The sequence below is a fragment of the bacterium SCSIO 12827 genome, assembly GCA_024397995.1.
Classification (GTDB): Bacteria; Pseudomonadota; Alphaproteobacteria; order Rhodospirillales; family Casp-alpha2; genus UBA1479.
This window is the reverse complement of record CP073746.1, coordinates 499,950-514,901: the sequence shown is the minus strand read 5'-3', so window position 1 is coordinate 514,901 and position 14,952 is coordinate 499,950. Positions and strand designations below refer to the sequence as shown.

Annotated in this window: 15 protein-coding genes; 7 read left to right on the top strand and 8 right to left on the bottom strand. The window is 62.8% G+C overall.

All coding sequences use genetic code 11. The features are described 5' to 3' along the window. The first annotated feature begins 114 nt into the window (after window positions 1-114). From KFF05_02420 to KFF05_02405, 4 genes are all read left to right on the top strand, one after another. On the top strand, window positions 115-879 hold the full coding sequence (locus KFF05_02420; GenBank protein UTW52254.1) for a methyltransferase domain-containing protein: 765 nt from the start codon (window positions 115-117) through the stop codon (window positions 877-879). Window positions 880-960: 81 nt separating this feature from the next. Continuing rightward, window positions 961-1,854, top strand: coding sequence for a chorismate mutase (gene pheA / locus KFF05_02415; GenBank protein ID UTW52253.1), 894 nt, complete (start codon window positions 961-963; stop codon window positions 1,852-1,854). Beyond that, the gene (locus KFF05_02410) at window positions 1,851-2,945 is read left to right on the top strand and encodes a histidinol-phosphate transaminase (GenBank protein UTW52252.1); all 1,095 of its coding nucleotides are present in this window, start codon (window positions 1,851-1,853) and stop codon (window positions 2,943-2,945) included. The genes pheA and KFF05_02410 overlap by 4 nt, the downstream gene beginning before the upstream one ends. Then, window positions 2,942-3,826, top strand: coding sequence for a prephenate/arogenate dehydrogenase family protein (locus KFF05_02405; protein ID UTW52251.1), 885 nt, complete (start codon window positions 2,942-2,944; stop codon window positions 3,824-3,826). Before KFF05_02410 ends, KFF05_02405 begins: the two co-directional genes overlap by 4 nt. Before the next feature lie 30 nt (window positions 3,827-3,856). Here the strand turns inward: KFF05_02405 and KFF05_02400 are convergent, their stop codons facing one another. The 3 genes from KFF05_02400 to KFF05_02390 all read right to left on the bottom strand — a co-directional run bounded on the left by KFF05_02400 (window position 3,857) and on the right by KFF05_02390 (window position 6,117). After that, a complete protein-coding gene (locus tag KFF05_02400; protein UTW52250.1) occupies window positions 3,857-4,375 on the bottom strand; it encodes a copper chaperone PCu(A)C in 519 nt (172 codons plus the stop codon). Window positions 4,376-4,398: 23 nt separating this feature from the next. Then, a complete protein-coding gene (locus tag KFF05_02395) occupies window positions 4,399-5,406 on the bottom strand; it encodes a transporter (protein UTW53550.1) in 1,008 nt (335 codons plus the stop codon). A gap of 252 nt (window positions 5,407-5,658) precedes the next feature. Then, window positions 5,659-6,117, bottom strand: coding sequence for a hypothetical protein (locus KFF05_02390; protein UTW52249.1), 459 nt, complete (start codon window positions 6,115-6,117; stop codon window positions 5,659-5,661). 125 nt (window positions 6,118-6,242) lie between these two features. Here KFF05_02390 and KFF05_02385 point away from each other — a divergent pair, with 125 nt between their 5' ends. After that, on the top strand, window positions 6,243-6,656 hold the full coding sequence (locus tag KFF05_02385) for a DUF350 domain-containing protein (GenBank protein UTW52248.1): 414 nt from the start codon (window positions 6,243-6,245) through the stop codon (window positions 6,654-6,656). 15 nt (window positions 6,657-6,671) lie between these two features. Beyond that, a complete protein-coding gene (locus KFF05_02380; GenBank protein ID UTW52247.1) occupies window positions 6,672-7,535 on the top strand; it encodes a trypsin-like peptidase domain-containing protein in 864 nt (287 codons plus the stop codon). A 7-nt stretch (window positions 7,536-7,542) separates the two neighbouring features. Here the strand turns inward: KFF05_02380 and KFF05_02375 are convergent, their stop codons facing one another. After that, on the bottom strand, window positions 7,543-8,184 hold the full coding sequence (locus KFF05_02375; protein UTW52246.1) for a YqgE/AlgH family protein: 642 nt from the start codon (window positions 8,182-8,184) through the stop codon (window positions 7,543-7,545). Window positions 8,185-8,218: 34 nt separating this feature from the next. Next, a complete protein-coding gene (locus KFF05_02370) occupies window positions 8,219-9,304 on the bottom strand; it encodes a DUF2125 domain-containing protein (protein ID UTW52245.1) in 1,086 nt (361 codons plus the stop codon). 186 nt (window positions 9,305-9,490) lie between these two features. On the opposite strand from KFF05_02370, the gene KFF05_02365 reads away from it, so the two are divergent. Next, window positions 9,491-10,048: a gamma-glutamylcyclotransferase gene (locus KFF05_02365; GenBank protein ID UTW52244.1), complete on the top strand. Its 558-nt coding sequence runs from the start codon at window positions 9,491-9,493 to the stop codon at window positions 10,046-10,048. A 251-nt stretch (window positions 10,049-10,299) separates the two neighbouring features. Here KFF05_02365 and KFF05_02360 read toward each other — a convergent pair whose 3' ends face one another. From KFF05_02360 to KFF05_02350, 3 genes are all read right to left on the bottom strand, one after another. Beyond that, on the bottom strand, window positions 10,300-11,520 hold the full coding sequence (locus KFF05_02360) for a hypothetical protein (protein UTW52243.1): 1,221 nt from the start codon (window positions 11,518-11,520) through the stop codon (window positions 10,300-10,302). A gap of 136 nt (window positions 11,521-11,656) precedes the next feature. Continuing rightward, window positions 11,657-13,984 carry an adenosylcobalamin-dependent ribonucleoside-diphosphate reductase gene (locus KFF05_02355; protein UTW53549.1) on the bottom strand — a complete coding sequence of 776 codons (2,328 nt, stop codon included), beginning with the start codon at window positions 13,982-13,984 and terminating at the stop codon, window positions 11,657-11,659. A 203-nt stretch (window positions 13,985-14,187) separates the two neighbouring features. Further along, window positions 14,188-14,949 (bottom strand): 1-acyl-sn-glycerol-3-phosphate acyltransferase, encoded by a 762-nt coding sequence (locus tag KFF05_02350; protein ID UTW52242.1) that lies wholly within the window; start codon window positions 14,947-14,949, stop codon window positions 14,188-14,190. Between the last annotated feature and the right edge of the window lie 3 nt (window positions 14,950-14,952).

The following is a 14,952-nucleotide window of genomic DNA, read 5'->3' as shown; positions in this document are numbered from 1 at the left end:
GCTTGGGATGGTCGTTTGGCGGCGACAATAACACCCGTCATCGCACTGTGCCACGCCGGATGAACTTGTACTGGGCGTTTTGAGCGGGCTGCGAATGCTCTATGCTCCTGCCCCATGTGGATCGACGTTGTAGACCTGCGCGATTTTTACGCCGCCCCCCTGGGGCAGGCCGCCCGGCGCATGATCCGGCGCAAGATGCGCGCCATGTGGCCCGACATGAAGGGCCAGCGCATCCTGGGCATCGGCTATGCCGCGCCCTATCTGGAAGGGTTCCGCGACGAGGCCGATCGCGTCATTGCCGCCATGCCGGCGCGCCAGGGGGTGCTGCGCTGGCCCGCCCAGGGCGGCGGCCAGGCAGCCTTGGTGGATGAACTGGAACTCCCCTTTCCCGACCTGTCCATGGACCGCATCGTCCTGGTCCACGCCCTGGAATGCGCCGAACAGGTTGAACCCCTGATGCGCGAGATCTGGCGGGTGCTGACCGATTCCGGGCGGCTGATGGTGGTCGTGCCCAACCGGTCGGGTCTGTGGGCACGGTTCGAACGCACACCGTTCGGCCATGGCCGGCCGTTCTCGCCACGCCAGCTGTCCCGCCTGCTTCGAGAATCCATGTTCACGCCGCTGACCACGGACCGGGCCCTTTACATGCCGCCGTTTCGCACGGCGCTTCTGGTCCGCTCGGCCCCGGCCTGGGAGCGCGCGGGCGCCGTGTTGTGGGGGTCTTTCGCCGGCGTCGTGGTCATGGAGGCGGTCAAACAGATCTATGCCGCGACCCCGGCCCACCCGGCGCGCGGCCGGCGTGCCTACCTTCCCATGCCCGAGCGGCGGGGCACCGCCGCCGGGCGGGTCCGCCTGAAACCGGGGCCGGGCGCGCGTTAGCACCTGATTTGCCTTTGATTTCCGCCCACCATCCCAGTATCACTACGCAGCTCCCCGCCATTACCAACGACCCGAAACATCATGACAAAGCCCCGCAAACCCACGCTTGCCGACCTGCGCCAACAGATCGACGACATCGACGAGAAGCTCCATGACCTGATCATGCAGCGGACCCAGGTGGTGGAGAACGTGCGCGAGATCAAAAAGGGCGAAAGCGTCAAGATCAGACCGGCCCGCGAGGCGGAAATCATTTATCGCCTGATGGAGCGCCACAAAGGCCCCTTTCCGCGCCGCGAGCTGACGCGCATCTGGCGCGAGTTGATCGTCGCGACCCTGAGCTTCGAAGGCCCCTTTTCCGTGGCCGTCATGGTTCCGGAAAACCAGACCGGATACTGGGACATGACGCGCGACCAATACGGCAGCTTCACGCCCATGCGCCGGTTCACCACCTCTGCCCGGGTGGTCGAAGCCGTGCAGCGCCAGGAATACACGCTCGGCGTTCTGCCCCTGCCGCGCAACGATCAGGACTCCGACCAGTGGTGGCGTCATTTGGTGTCGACGGCCGAGGATGCACCCCGCATCATCGCCCGCCTGCCCTTCGCCGGGCCCGGCAACGGGTTCGAGGCCCAGGGCCTGGAAGCGCTCGTCATCTGCCCGCTGGTCAAGCCCGAGCCGACCGGCCGCGACCGCACCTATCTGGCCGTCGAATGTGAAGAGGACATTCCCTTCCGCACGATCGGCAAGGCCCTCAACGGGCTTGGTTTCTCGCCCGTGTACAACCAGCTTTGGCACGAACCGGCACGCCCGGCGGCCTGGATCCATCTGGTCGAGGTGTTTGGTTTCGTCGATCCGGAAAAGGGCCATTTGGACGCCCTGAAGGAAAACGTCAAAGGCAAGGTCAGCCGGGTCATTCACTTGGGCGCCTGCGCCACGCCGCTGGGCCCGCAGGAACTGGACCCGGGGAAAAAGCGATGACCACGCCCCGCCCACAGCCCGGCATCATGAACATCGCCCCCTACAAGGGTGGTGAAAGCAAGATCGCGGGCGCCGACAAGGTCATCAAGCTGTCGTCCAACGAAGGCGCGTTCGGCCCGAGCCCGGCCGCCGTCAAGGCGCTGGCGGACGCGGCCCTAACCATCCACCGCTATCCCGACGGCCATGCCCCGGACCTGCGCGCCGCCATCGCCGGCCGATACGGCCTGGAGCCCCAGCGCATCGTGCTGGGTGCCGGGTCGGACGAGATCATCAACATGCTGTGCCAGGCCTATGTCGGCCCGGGGGACGAGGTCCTGTATTCCGAACACGGCTTCCTGATGTACGGCATTTCCGCCATGGCCGCGGGTGCCACGCCCGTGAAGGCGCCGGAAACGGACCTGAAAGCGGACGTCGACAACCTGCTCGCGGCGGTGACGGAAAACACACGCCTGCTGTTCATCGCCAATCCCAACAATCCGACAGGCACCTTCCTGACGGCGGACGAACTCGCGCGCCTGCGGGACGGCCTGCGCGACGATATTCTTCTGGTCGTCGATGCCGCCTATGCGGAATACGTCACCGGCACGCCGACCTATACGGACGGCATGGATATGGTGCGGAACGCTGACAACGTGGTCATGACCCGCACGTTCTCAAAAATGTACGGCCTTGGCGGGGCGCGCCTCGGCTGGGCCTATATGCCGGAAACGGTCGCTGCCGTGCTCAACCGTGTGCGGGGTCCCTTCAACGTCTCCGTTCCGGCCCAGATGGCGGGGCTCGCCGCCTTCAACGACACGGCCTTCACCGACATGTCCCGGGCGCATAACGACGCATGGCTGAAGCGCATGCAGGACGCCCTGCGCCAGTTGGGCCTGTTCGTGCCCGATGGGGTCGGCAACTTCGTGCTGGTCCGCTTTGCCGACGTCGCGACGGCCGAGGCCGCGGATGAGCATCTGAAATCCAACGGCATCATCGCGCGCCGGGTCGCGGGCTATGGCCTGCCGGACTGCCTGCGCATTACCATCGGCAAGGCGGACGAGATGGAGGCGGTGATCGTGGCACTGCGCGACTTCATGGGGGCCGACACATGAGCACGCCAATGTTCAAGCGCATGGCCTTTATCGGGATCGGGCTGATCGGATCGTCCCTCGCCCGCGTGGTGCGCCGCGACGGCCTGGCCGGAGAGATCGCCGTGGCCGCCCGCCGCCAGGAAACCCTGGATGCCGCCCTGCGGCTGGGCCTGGCCGATCAGGTCACGACGGACCCGGCCGAAGCGGCGCGCGACGCCGACATCGTCGTGATCTGCACGCCGCTGGGTGCCTATGACGCGGTCGCCCGGACCATCGCCCCGGCCCTGAAGCCGGGCGCCATCGTCACTGATGTGGGCTCCGTCAAACGCGCCGCCATCGATGCCATCAAACCGCACTTGCCCGCAGGCGTGCATTTGGTGCCGGGCCATCCCCTGGCCGGGACCGAGCATTCGGGGCCGGAATCGGGGTTCCCTGAACTGTTCGAAGGCCGCTGGCACCTGCTGACGCCCGAAGCCGGGACGGACGCGGCCGCCGTGGCCAAGGTCACCGACCTGTGGCAGCGCGCCGGATCCAAGGTCGAGGTCATGGACCCGGCCCATCACGACCAGGTCCTGGCCATCACCTCGCACCTGCCGCACCTGATCGCCTACACCATCGTCGACACGGCGACGCAGCTGTCCACGGATTTGCAGAAAGAAGTGATCGAATATTCAGCCACGGGTTTCCGCGACTTCACCCGCATCGCAGCCTCCGACCCGGTGATGTGGCGCGACATCTTCCTGACCAACCGCGAGGCGGTGCTGGAAATCCTCGGCCGCTTTACCGAAGACCTGACCGCCATGCAGCGCATGATCCGCAAAGGTGACGGCGACGGACTGGAAGAGGTCTTCACCCGCACCCGCGCCGTGCGCCGGAGCGTGATCGACGCCAAGCAGGCGTAATCCCCACACCCCGGCGGCGGCGTCCAGGCGTCAGTGCTTGTGGGCGCCGTGGTCCATGTTTCCGTGACCCTGGGCCGCTTTCTTCATCACCGTGACATGGACGGTCACGTCACCGGCCTTTTCGAAGGTCAGGGTCAGGGGGAAGCTGTCGCCCTCGTTCAAGGGCCCCTTCAGGCCCATGATCATGACGTGATAGCCGCCTGGCTGAAACACCACGGGCGTGCCCGGGGCGATGGCGACGCTGTCGACCGGGCGCATCTTGGCGATGCCGTTCTCCATGATGTGCTGATGCAGTTCGGCCTTGTCCGCATTGGCGGTCTTGGCGGCGATCAGCTTGTCTTCCCCACCCGTGGTGGTGGCCTGAAAGTAGGCGGCGGAGATGCGCATCTTGGCGATGGTCGGCCGCGCCCAGGCACCGGTCACGGTGATGGCCGATTGCGCCATGGCGCCGTGGTCCTTGCCGTCATGGGCGTGGGCGGATGCCATGCCCAGGGCCAACATCAGGACCGCCGCCAGGGCGGTGATGGAAAATCTGTCGATGGATTTCATGATCGGAATTCCTTTCGGGAATCTCAGAAGGCTTTCTGATAGCCGAGGGTGAAGGCAATTTCACGGCTGAGCTGGGGGCCGTTCAGGTCCTGATGCATCGGCACGGTAACTTCCGCCGCCAGCCGATGGCCACGCAACCCGCCTGATTGCCCCATCAGGTTGACGCCGATGGACAGGTCGAGACGGTCGCCACCGTAGTTGTCCGGATCCGCCGTCTGGTTGGGCACGGCGATGGCGGAATCGATCCCGTCGATCTGGTTCGCCGCCTGGCCGGTCAGCCGCAGGGAGGTCGATATCCAGGGCTGCCATTGATAGGCCCCCCATACCGTCAGCTGCACCGAGCGGCCCAGGGAATAGCCGCCGTCGTTCTTGCCCAGGGGCAGATAGGCCGAGGCCTGCGCCCCCCAACTGACGTCATCGGCGCGCCCGGAATAGGTGATGCCCGGCATGGCGTCGAAGGTCCCGGAGCCGAGTTGCATGGCATAGGGTGCGCGCAGATAGGGCTTGGTGTTGTTGGGCGCCAGAATTTGCGCGCTTTCCTTGTAAGATCCGGTCGGCAGGCTCATGCCCAGGTTCAGATGCAGCTTATGACCGCCATCATCGTAAAGCCGCACCAGTCCCGACAGGCGGGTATCGGTCAGCCCCGAGGTATGGACGTCGAAATCGCCCAGCACGGTCGTCCCCGCCATGCCCTGGTAGGTGGTATGGGACATGGACTTCGACGCATAACCGCCCATGGCCATCAGGGTCAGCCAGTCCGTCGGCGCGTACATGGCGCCGGCCATGTGCATCTTCATGGTCATGTCGCGCGGCACGACGCGCAGATAAGTGGGTGAGCCGAACCGGTTGGCGACGGTGGTGACGATCTGTTCGTTGCTGATGTTATCCGTGCCGTTCAGGTTGTCCGACATGGACATGGCCATGAAGCGGTAGGACAGCATCCATTCGCCGGCCTTGTGCAGATGATCGCCCATCACCCCGATGGGCGCATGGCCGTCGGCACGGAGTGGGCCGTTGGCGTTGTCGGACATGGTGTCATGGGCCACCTCGACGGCGGTGTGTTTGCTATTCAGGTTGCCGCCCAGGGACAGCATGTTGGGCATGTCGGCAGGCAGATTGTCGGCCCTGGCCAGGGAGGCCCCAAGCCCGAAAACCAGGACGGTCAGCGCCGCCCGGCGGAAAGTCGTCGCGTTCATTGGTCGATCCTTGAAGTATGACAGGAAAATGCGGGACCGGCGGAACGGCGGCAATCGCCGCGCGAACCCGGACCCAGCGGTCAGGCGTCAGACGAGGATCGACAGCGGTGGGGCGCGGGGATTGGCGAGGGTTTGGGAAAGCGCCGCCGGATGCACCATCTGCGGCGCCGGCGGCGCGACGATGAAGGTGATGGAAACGGCAAGGCAGGCGCCGAGCGCCATCGGCACGGCAACATTCGGCGTGCAGCAGCAGCGGGCACAGTCGAGCAGGCCGGATTTGGCGGCACCATCCTTGGTCTGACCGTCATCGGCGGGCGTGCCGAGAACCTTGACCCCGCCCGAGGTGCAGATGACATGCAGGGCGGCGAGCAGATCCTGTTCCGGCGACGGGGCAGAGGCCTCTGCCGCCTGGGCCGACTGGGTCAGGCCGATGGCCAGCACCAGGACCTTGAGCCACAGGGAGGCGACCAACACCACGCCCGTGGCGCGGCGGCGTGTGCCTGTCCCTGATTTCGTGAACAAAGCCGTCACCGGCAGACCCTTCATTTTTGGCGACGCTACTGTCCCGCCCCCCGCAAGTCAACCGCGCCAGCCCCCTGTCGCCAAGCACCAAGGACTTGGGGTAGGCTTTCGCCGCCGGGTGCGCCCGGGTCCAATTTGGGGGAGAATACATGCACGCCGTTGTCGAAAGTTTCCTGAGCGGATTTCCCGTTCTCATGCTCCATTCATCGGTGACCTTGGCGATGCTGGCCGTCGCCGTCATCGTCTATATCCGCATCACGCCCTATGACGACATCGCCCTGATCCGCGACGGCAACCAGGCGGTCGCGATATCCTTGTCGGCGGCCTTGCTGGGGCTTGCCTTGCCGCTGGCCTTTTGCATGGCGACCAGCGTCAGTGTCTGGGACATCGTGGTATGGGGGGCCGTGACCTTGTTCCTGCAACTGATCGCCTACCGTGTTGTCGATCTGTTGCTGCGCGGCCTGCCCCAACGCATCCAGAGCGGCGAGATCAGCGCCGCGACCTTTCTGGCCTCGGTGAAGCTGAGCACGGCCGCCGTCAACGCCGCCGCCGTGGTCGGCTGACCCGGACGGCCGACCATGCGGCGCTGGGACTATTTCGCGGCGATCCTGTTGATCACCCTGGTGTTGTACAGCCTGTTCACCGGCGACGACCGGCGCGCGCCCGTTGCGGAAGCCCCCCGGCGTCCGCCGCCCGCCGTCGTCGTGAAGCCCCCCATGCCGCAAGCGCCGCCGCGCGGCCTCCCCCTGTCCCGGGTCGAGCATAAGGTGAAGTCCCGGTCGTCGACGGGAACGGCCTTTGCCGTGGACAACATCGGAACCTGGCTGACTGCGCGTCATGTGGTCGACGGTTGCGACCGGGTCGGCATCATCTACGACCACAAGGCAAAACGGGTCGAGCGTGCAACCCTGCGCGCGGTGCATTCCAGTGCCGACGTCGCGGTGCTGTCCGGCCGTGTGCCGGGTAACCCCACGCCGGTCGCCCTCGCCGCCGTGCTTGACGGCGAGTCCGAAGCCTTTCACGTGGGGTATCCGAAAGGCCGCCGCGCGGTCCTGCATTCGGCCTACCTCGGGCGCTGGCGATTGATCGGCTTCGGGCGGTTCCGCAATGACGAAGAAGTCGCAGTCTGGGGCGTGATCTCCCGCTTTCCAAAGGACCTTCCCGGCTTTGCCGGGATCAGCGGCGGGCCCGTGTTTTCCGCCGACGGCAGGGTGATCGGCATTTCCGTCGCCGGTTCGGACCGGCGGGGACGTGTCATCGCCAGCCTGCCCCGGTCGTTCCATCAGGCCCTGGAGGCGGCCGGCGAAACGTCGACGCCGCGCCCCGGCGACCTTCGCTTCACAGGCGCGGATTTCCGCGCGGTCGGCGAACGCCTGCTTGACGATCTGCGCGTCGCCCGGGTGTTCTGCCAGGTCAAGAAGCCGCTGAGAATGGGCGAATAAACCCCACCTACATTGGGATGCCGGCGGACTTCTGCGCGCGGTCCCATTTCCCGGCGTCATCCATGCCGAACACGGTATCCTCGTCATAGGGCGCGATCTGCCAATCGCCCCGGCGCATTTCGGCCTCCAACTGCCCCGACGTCCAACCGGCATAGCCCAGCAGGATCAGATAGCGGCGCGGCCCCTTGCCGAGACCGATGTCCTTGACCGCCCGGAGGCTCGCCGTCACCGCGACCTTGCCGCGGAGCATGCCCGTGGTTTCCGTCTGATAGTCGTTGGTATGCAGGACGAAGCCCGCCCCCGGCTCGACCGGCCCGCCGGCATGGATGCGCACGTCGCCGGTGAAATCTTCCGAAGGGTCCGGTTTCATGCCGAGGCCGAGCAGGAAATCCCGCACCGGTCCTTTTCCCACGGGGCGGTTGACGAGCAAGCCGAAGGCGCCCTCGACGTCATGGTCGGCAAGATAGATCACCGCCCCCTGAAAACGCGGGTCGGGCATGGTCGGCCCGGCGACCAGCAATTGCCCTGAATAATAGGGACCGTTCTGCGGCGCGGGCGGGCGGGCCTTGGCCGCATCGCCGGCCGGGGCCGGGGTGGCCGCCGTCAGCAGAACCATGAGGATCAAGGCGCGGATCATGAGGCCCAGCATAACAGACCGACCAGTCGATTTCGAACCGTCCGCGTCAGGAACCGGGTGGCGTGAACCAATCGACGGGCTTGAGCCGCAACAGCTGCACTACCCCCAGGCTGAGCGTGCGGTCCTGCAGGGTCATCGGGATATCAAGGGTCCGGGGCCCGCCCACCGGCCCCTTGGACAACAACCCCAGAATCACCTGCACGGCATCGGCGGTGCGGCTGTCGACGATACCCGCCTTGCGAAGCGCCTCGACCGTTTCCGCGAAACCCGTGACGCGGGCGGTGAATGCCCCTTCGGGCTGGCCTGCGGGATCAATGGCCAACGTGCCCTCCCCCGTCAGGTTCAGGGGGCCGTGGACGATCCCCAGCTGTTTGATGTCCAGCACCCCGCCCGCGTCGCGCCAGGCCAGCGCCGGCGCCGGCCAGGGGCCCTTGCCGATGGGACCGTTGAGGGACGTTTCCAAGGCCAGGCGGTCGATGGTATCGCCCAGCGCCGTGGCTTGGTCGGGCGGCAGGGTCACACCCTTGGCGTCGAGGGAAATGGGCAGACGCGGCGTATCGTCATTGGCAGCCTCCGCATCATCGGGGCCGGGCGGCAGGATATGGACCAGCAGCCCCCGCGCCGTGACCGTGCCCCCGGCAAGTGCCAGCGACCCGTCGGTCAACCAGGCCTCGACGCGGGGCAGACCGCCCCTGCCCGCCTCGCCCCAGCCTTCCAGATGGCGGGCGGTCAGCACGGCATTGCCCGCTTTGCCGTCCTTACGCGTCCAAGTCACGTCATGCACGCCGTCGGCCCGCCAGTTAAGGCGCCGCCAGTCCCATGGTGCGGCCGACAGCATCAGCTCCGGACCGCGCCAGGTTCCGCCCGGCCAGGCGGCGGCGGGGGCCGCGATGCGGACGTCGACACGAAAAGGAAAGCCGCCGGTCACCATGGCGCCATGGGTGATCGTGACCCCGTGCGCCGCCTGGGAGGCGATCCAGGCACGGACCTGCTGTTCCGCGACGTCCGCGACCGTGAACCAGAACACGGCGTAGCCCAGGATCGCCACCAGCGGCAGGGCGACGGCGATGCGGCGCGCCAGCGGTGGTGCCGTGCGCAGGCGGTCCAGGGATCGGCGCGGTGTGAAAGTCATGCAAGGTTATAGGCGCAATGGGCCAAGGCACGAAAGGGCCGTACTCAGCCCCCTCACCCCCACCAAGGCGGGGGAGAGGGAGAAAGATTGGGCGAACGTCCCCTCTCCCCCTTCGGGGAGAGGGTTAGGGTGAAGGGGCCGGAATTCTCCCTGGCGGCAAGCAGACATGGCGGCTAACAATGGCCCATGCCGACACCGACCGACGATTTCTGGCTGTTCGCCTACGGCTCGCTGATGTGGGACGCGGATTTCGCTTACGCGGAAACGCGGCCTGCCCGGCTTTATGGCTATCACCGCGCCCTCTGCCTTTATTCCTTCGACTATCGGGGCACGCGGACGGTGCCGGGCCTGGTGCTCGGCCTTGACCGGGGCGGGTCGTGCCGGGGGCTCGGCTTTCGCGTTCGCGGCCGCGACCGGGACAGCGTGCTGGCGCATCTGCACAAGCGCGAAACCTCGGAAGGGGAATACCACCTGCGCTGGCTGAAGATGACCGTCGGCACAGAGACCGTCACCGGTGCGGCCTTCGTCGTCAACCAAGCCAACGATTATTACGCAGGCCCCCGTCCCCTGGACGAAGCCGCCCGCATGGTCGCCCAGGGCCACGGCCGACGCGGCGCCTGCGTCGATTACCTGAAGAACACCGTCGCCCACCTGCGCGAGATGGGCATCCGGGATCAGGGGCTGGAGCGGGTGTTGAAGCTCGCGCAATGCACCCTTTTGTCAGCAAGCGCTAACACGAAGTAACTGAACAGATATTGCTCGCTAACTAGGGTTAATACCTTAAGCTTGAAACCCTAGAGCGAGGCCTGACACCACGAGTGCCTACTTTTTTTCCTTGAGCAAGCCCTACCACCAGAGAGACAAATTCAGACGCTGATAAATCTTCGTAATTTCTTACGTCCTCATATCCAGCATCTATGTGGGCAGCTTCCAATTTGTTTCTTTGACCCTTTTTTGTGTCACGCCGAACACGTTCTTGAGCCATAGAGCAATCCTCAATCAGAGCGAATCCTTGCGAAATAGTCTGGATTCGTTTCAGGGTTAAAATAGTGCTTCCTTGATACCCAGATCAAGCCATCACCTTTAGAAATTACTGCCACATCAATTGGCCCTCCTACAGTTTCCAGATCAACTGTGACATGTCGCTTCAAAGAAGTGATATTGACAAGAGCTTCCGAAAGCCGAGCAAGCTCGTCGATTGGCAGCACGTCAATCATTTGCAGCATTGGCCGAACGTGCTTTGCAAATCGAAATTTCTCAAATTCTTCATAGAAATTTTTCATTAACTCATCAGTTAACGCCGACACTTTTTTATTTCTCGCTATTTTTTTTACTTCTTTAAATGATCGCGCCATAATGCCATGAAATACTTCAGCAATCTCCGGGTCTATACCGTCGATAAATGTCTTGGCCACATCAGTTTGCGCAAATGCAATTAATGTTGCAGAGACATCATTACTATCAATATTTACCTCATATTTTTGTCGGCGCCAGACAACTCCACCAAATAATCCTGTACATTCATAACAGTACAGATTTGGGAATATCTCCTCCGAACCAAAACCTGTAATTACAATTCCGGTTTCTCCAGTATCTGACCATTTTTTTGTTAGGTAACTTACTAATATATCAACTAATTTATTTAACCGCCTATCAGAAGAAATACATCCATGAAATTCTTTATTAATTACTTTATCAATAATTGGTTTAATGCTTCTTTTGTATTCATCGTGTTTATTTTTATCAAATCCACGTATGAATTCAGTTCCACTTAAATCTTCACATCTTTGATCAATGTACCTACCTACATTTTGTATCAGCCTAGTTTTACTAAACCTTGGAATTGATGATTTTTCTTTTATTTCATTAAATTTATTTTTTGCTATTTCTGTTAAAAATAATTCAGTAAAATTACTTATGTATTCCTCATCAAAAAGTTTATCTTCAGTGCATAGGAAATTAAAAAAATCTTCAGTATATTCATTAATTGTAGGAAAGGATTTTCGCCCAAGTTTTTTTCTATAAAGTTTAATAATAGTCTCCCAGGGCACTCCCATAAATCCAGCGTTCCCATAAATCATGATGCCGACCGGCTGATGCCTCGACAAAGCAAAGATCTTGTTCGCGCTATTAAAGACTTTACCACGCACGGTCGCTGCACTGTCAGCCGCGATGGCGACAGCCGCTCGATTAAGGACGGCAACCTCTGCAGTCATGCCTATTAATAAGGCATTTATTAATTAAAAAATCAAACAATAGCTGCAGATGGCATTTTCCATTGTTTATTAGTCAGTTAGAGGCACCATCCGACCCAATATATAAATTTGTTCATTTAAGAGGCTAGAATCGGAATCACCCGCACTTGGAATAACCGCAGGACGTGCAGGTATCGCAGCCTTCCTGGCGCATCAGCGAGGCCTGGGCGCATTTCGGGCATTGCCGGAAGGGGGCCGCGCCGGACAGCAGCGGGCCGTCCTGGCCAACCGCCTTGGGCAGTTCCTGGGTCTCGCGGTCCTGCTTGTCCTTGTCCGGATTGGGCAGGAAACCGGACTGGATCATGTGCTGTTCGATGACCCCGCCGATGGCAGCCAGCAGTGACGGCACATAACGCCCGCCCATCCATTGCCCGCCACGCGGATCGAACACGGCCTTCAGTTCCTCGACCACGAAGGACACGTCGCCGCCGCGCCGGAACACGGCGGAGATCATGCGCGTGAGCGCCACGGTCCAGGCGTAATGTTCCGTGTTCTTGGAATTGATGAAAATCTCGAACGGGCGGATGCGGCCGCTGTCGTCCATCACGTCGTTGATGGTGATGTAGAGCGCGTGGTCGCTTTCCGGCCATTTGACCTTGTAGGTCCGCCCGGGCAGTTCGCCCGGCCGATCCAGGGGCTGGAACATGCGCACGACGGAGCCGGAGTCCCCTTCGTCCACAGGCAGCGTCTTGCGCGTCGCGGGCTCCAGCGGCAGTTCGGGTTCGTCGGTTTTCGCTTCCTTCTTGACCTCCAGCACCGCACCGGTGACGTCGTTGGGGCGGTAGGTGGTGCAGCCCTTGCAGCCCAGGTCGTAGGCCTGCATGTAGATGTCCTTGAAGTCCTCGAAGGCGATGCTTTCCGGCACGTTGATGGTCTTGGAGATCGAGGAATCGATATATTTCTGCACCGCCGCCTGCATGACCAGATGGTCATTGGGGCTGAGGCTCTGCGCATCGACGAAGGCGTCGGTCAGCACCGCATCCTCGCCGCGCATGCGCTTGAACAGGCGGTAGGCGTAATCGGTGACTTCTTCCTCGCGGCGGGTGCCGTCGGGCATCAGCACATGGCGGGTGTATTTGAAGGAAAACACCGGCTCCAGCCCCGAGGACACGTTGTCGGCAAACAGCGAGATCGTGCCTGTGGGGGCGACCGAGGTCAGCAGCGCGTTGCGGATGCCGTGCTCAGCGATGGCGTCCTTCACGTCCTGGTCCAGGGTCTGGACATGTTCACCGGCAAGGTAAGCATCCCGGTCATAGAGCGGGAAGGCGCCCTTTTCCTTCGCCAGATCGACGGAGGCGAGATAGGCCGAGCGCTGGATCGCGCGCAGCCATTGTTCGGTCAGGCGCACGGCCTGCGATCCACCGTACCGCGCCCCGCACATGATCAGCGCGTCGGCCAGGCCGGTGACGCCGAGCCCGATGCGGCGCTTGGCCTGGGCTTCGTGGCGCTGGGCCTCCAACGGGAAGTTCGACGCATCGACCACGTTGTCCATCATGCGCACGGCCGTGCGCACCAGCTTGTCCAGGGCGTCGGCATCGACACCGGCGCCGTCTTCGAACGGCCGGTCGACCAGCCGCGCCAGATTGACCGAGCCCAGCAGACAGGCGCCATACGGCGGCAACGGCTGTTCGCCGCAGGGGTTGGTGGCGTGGATGGTTTCGCAATAGTTCAGGTTGTTGCGCGCGTTGATGCGGTCGATGAAGATCACGCCCGGTTCCGCATAGGCGAAGGTGCCGCGCATGATCTTGTCCCACAGCTCGCGGGCCGGCAGGGTGCGATAGGCGGTGCCGCCGAAGGTCAGCTCCCACGGCGCGTCTTCCTTGACCGCGCGCATGAAATCGTCGGTCACCAGGACCGACAAGTTAAACATGCGGAGCCGCCCCGGCTCGCGCTTGGCGGCGATGAAATCCTCGATATCCGGATGGTCGCAGCGCATGGTCGCCATCATCGCGCCCCGGCGCGAACCGGCCGACATGATGGTGCGGCACATGCTGTCCCACACGTCCATGAACGACAGCGGGCCCGAGGCATCCGCGCCGACGCGCTTGACCAGGGATCCCTTGGGGCGAAGCGTCGAGAAATCGTAGCCGATGCCGCCGCCCTGCTGCATGGTCAGGGCCGCTTCCTTCAGGTTGTCGAAGATGCCCGACATGTCGTCGGGGATTTCGCCCATGACGAAGCAGTTGAACAGCGTCACCATGCGCTCCGTCCCCGCACCGGAAATGATGCGCCCGGCGGGCAGGAACTTGAACCCGGTAAGCGCTTCCTTGAAGCGCGGCGTCCAGGCATCGGGGTCGGCTTCCTTGGCAGCCAAGGCCCCCGCCACCCGGTTCCAGGTGTCGTCGATGGTCTTGTCCACGGGCCGACCGTCCGGTGATTTCAACCGGTACTTCATGTCCCAGATCTGCTGGGAAATCGCGGCGATCGGCGCGCTCGGCGTAGCAGGCGGTTGAGACACGGGCCCGTAATCCTTTGATGATGGAAAGTTTCAATAAGTGTAGGCGGTTACCCTCAGGGGGTCAATTTTTTGTTCTCTTTATGTTTCCCACAGGAAGCAGCAAAAAGCCCCCAGAACGGCCCACAGGAAGGGCTGCCTGAACACGGTGCTGAGCGGGCGATTGAGAAGTTTTACCCGTTTTCCACAGCGGGCCGAGGGGCGGGCAGCCAGGGATAACGCGCGCGCTTTTCCGCCATCAGTTTGGTGCTTTCGCCCTCGACCTGGCTTTGCAGCAAACCCAGGAACTCGCGGCGGTCGCCGCCCGGCTGGATCGGATCCATGAACCGGATGGTGATCTCGCCCGGATATTTGAGCGCCGCCATGCGGCCCCAGAACAAACCGGAATCAAGCGCCACGGGCACCACGGGCACGTTGGCGTCGCGGTAAATGGCGGCGATCCCCGGGTGGTAATCGACCTTCTGGTCGGGGGCGGTGCGCGTGCCCTCGGGGAAGATCACGACCTGGCTGCCGCGGGCCAGGGCTTCCTGCACGCCGATAACCAGATGCTTCAGCGCCTTGGCCCCCGCCTTGCGGTCGACCACGACGCAGCCGGCCTTGTAGAAGCCCCAACCCCAGAACGGGATGCGCGTCAGTTCCTTCTTCACGACATAGACCGGGTCGGGCAGCAGGACATGGAACACCATGGTGTCCCACGCACTTTGATGCTTGGACGCGATCACGCAGGGCCCCGGCGGCACGTTATCCAGGCCCTCGGCCCGCCACTTCAGCCCGACCACCCATTTCAGCAGAAAGCGCACGCCGATGCCCCAGACCTTGACGATGGTCTGCATGAACTTGCGCGGGAAGATCAGCGAAATCGGCACGAAGATGGAGCACAGCGTGCTCCACGGAAAGAACAGCCCCCCGAACAGGATCGAGCGGACCAGGATCATGGT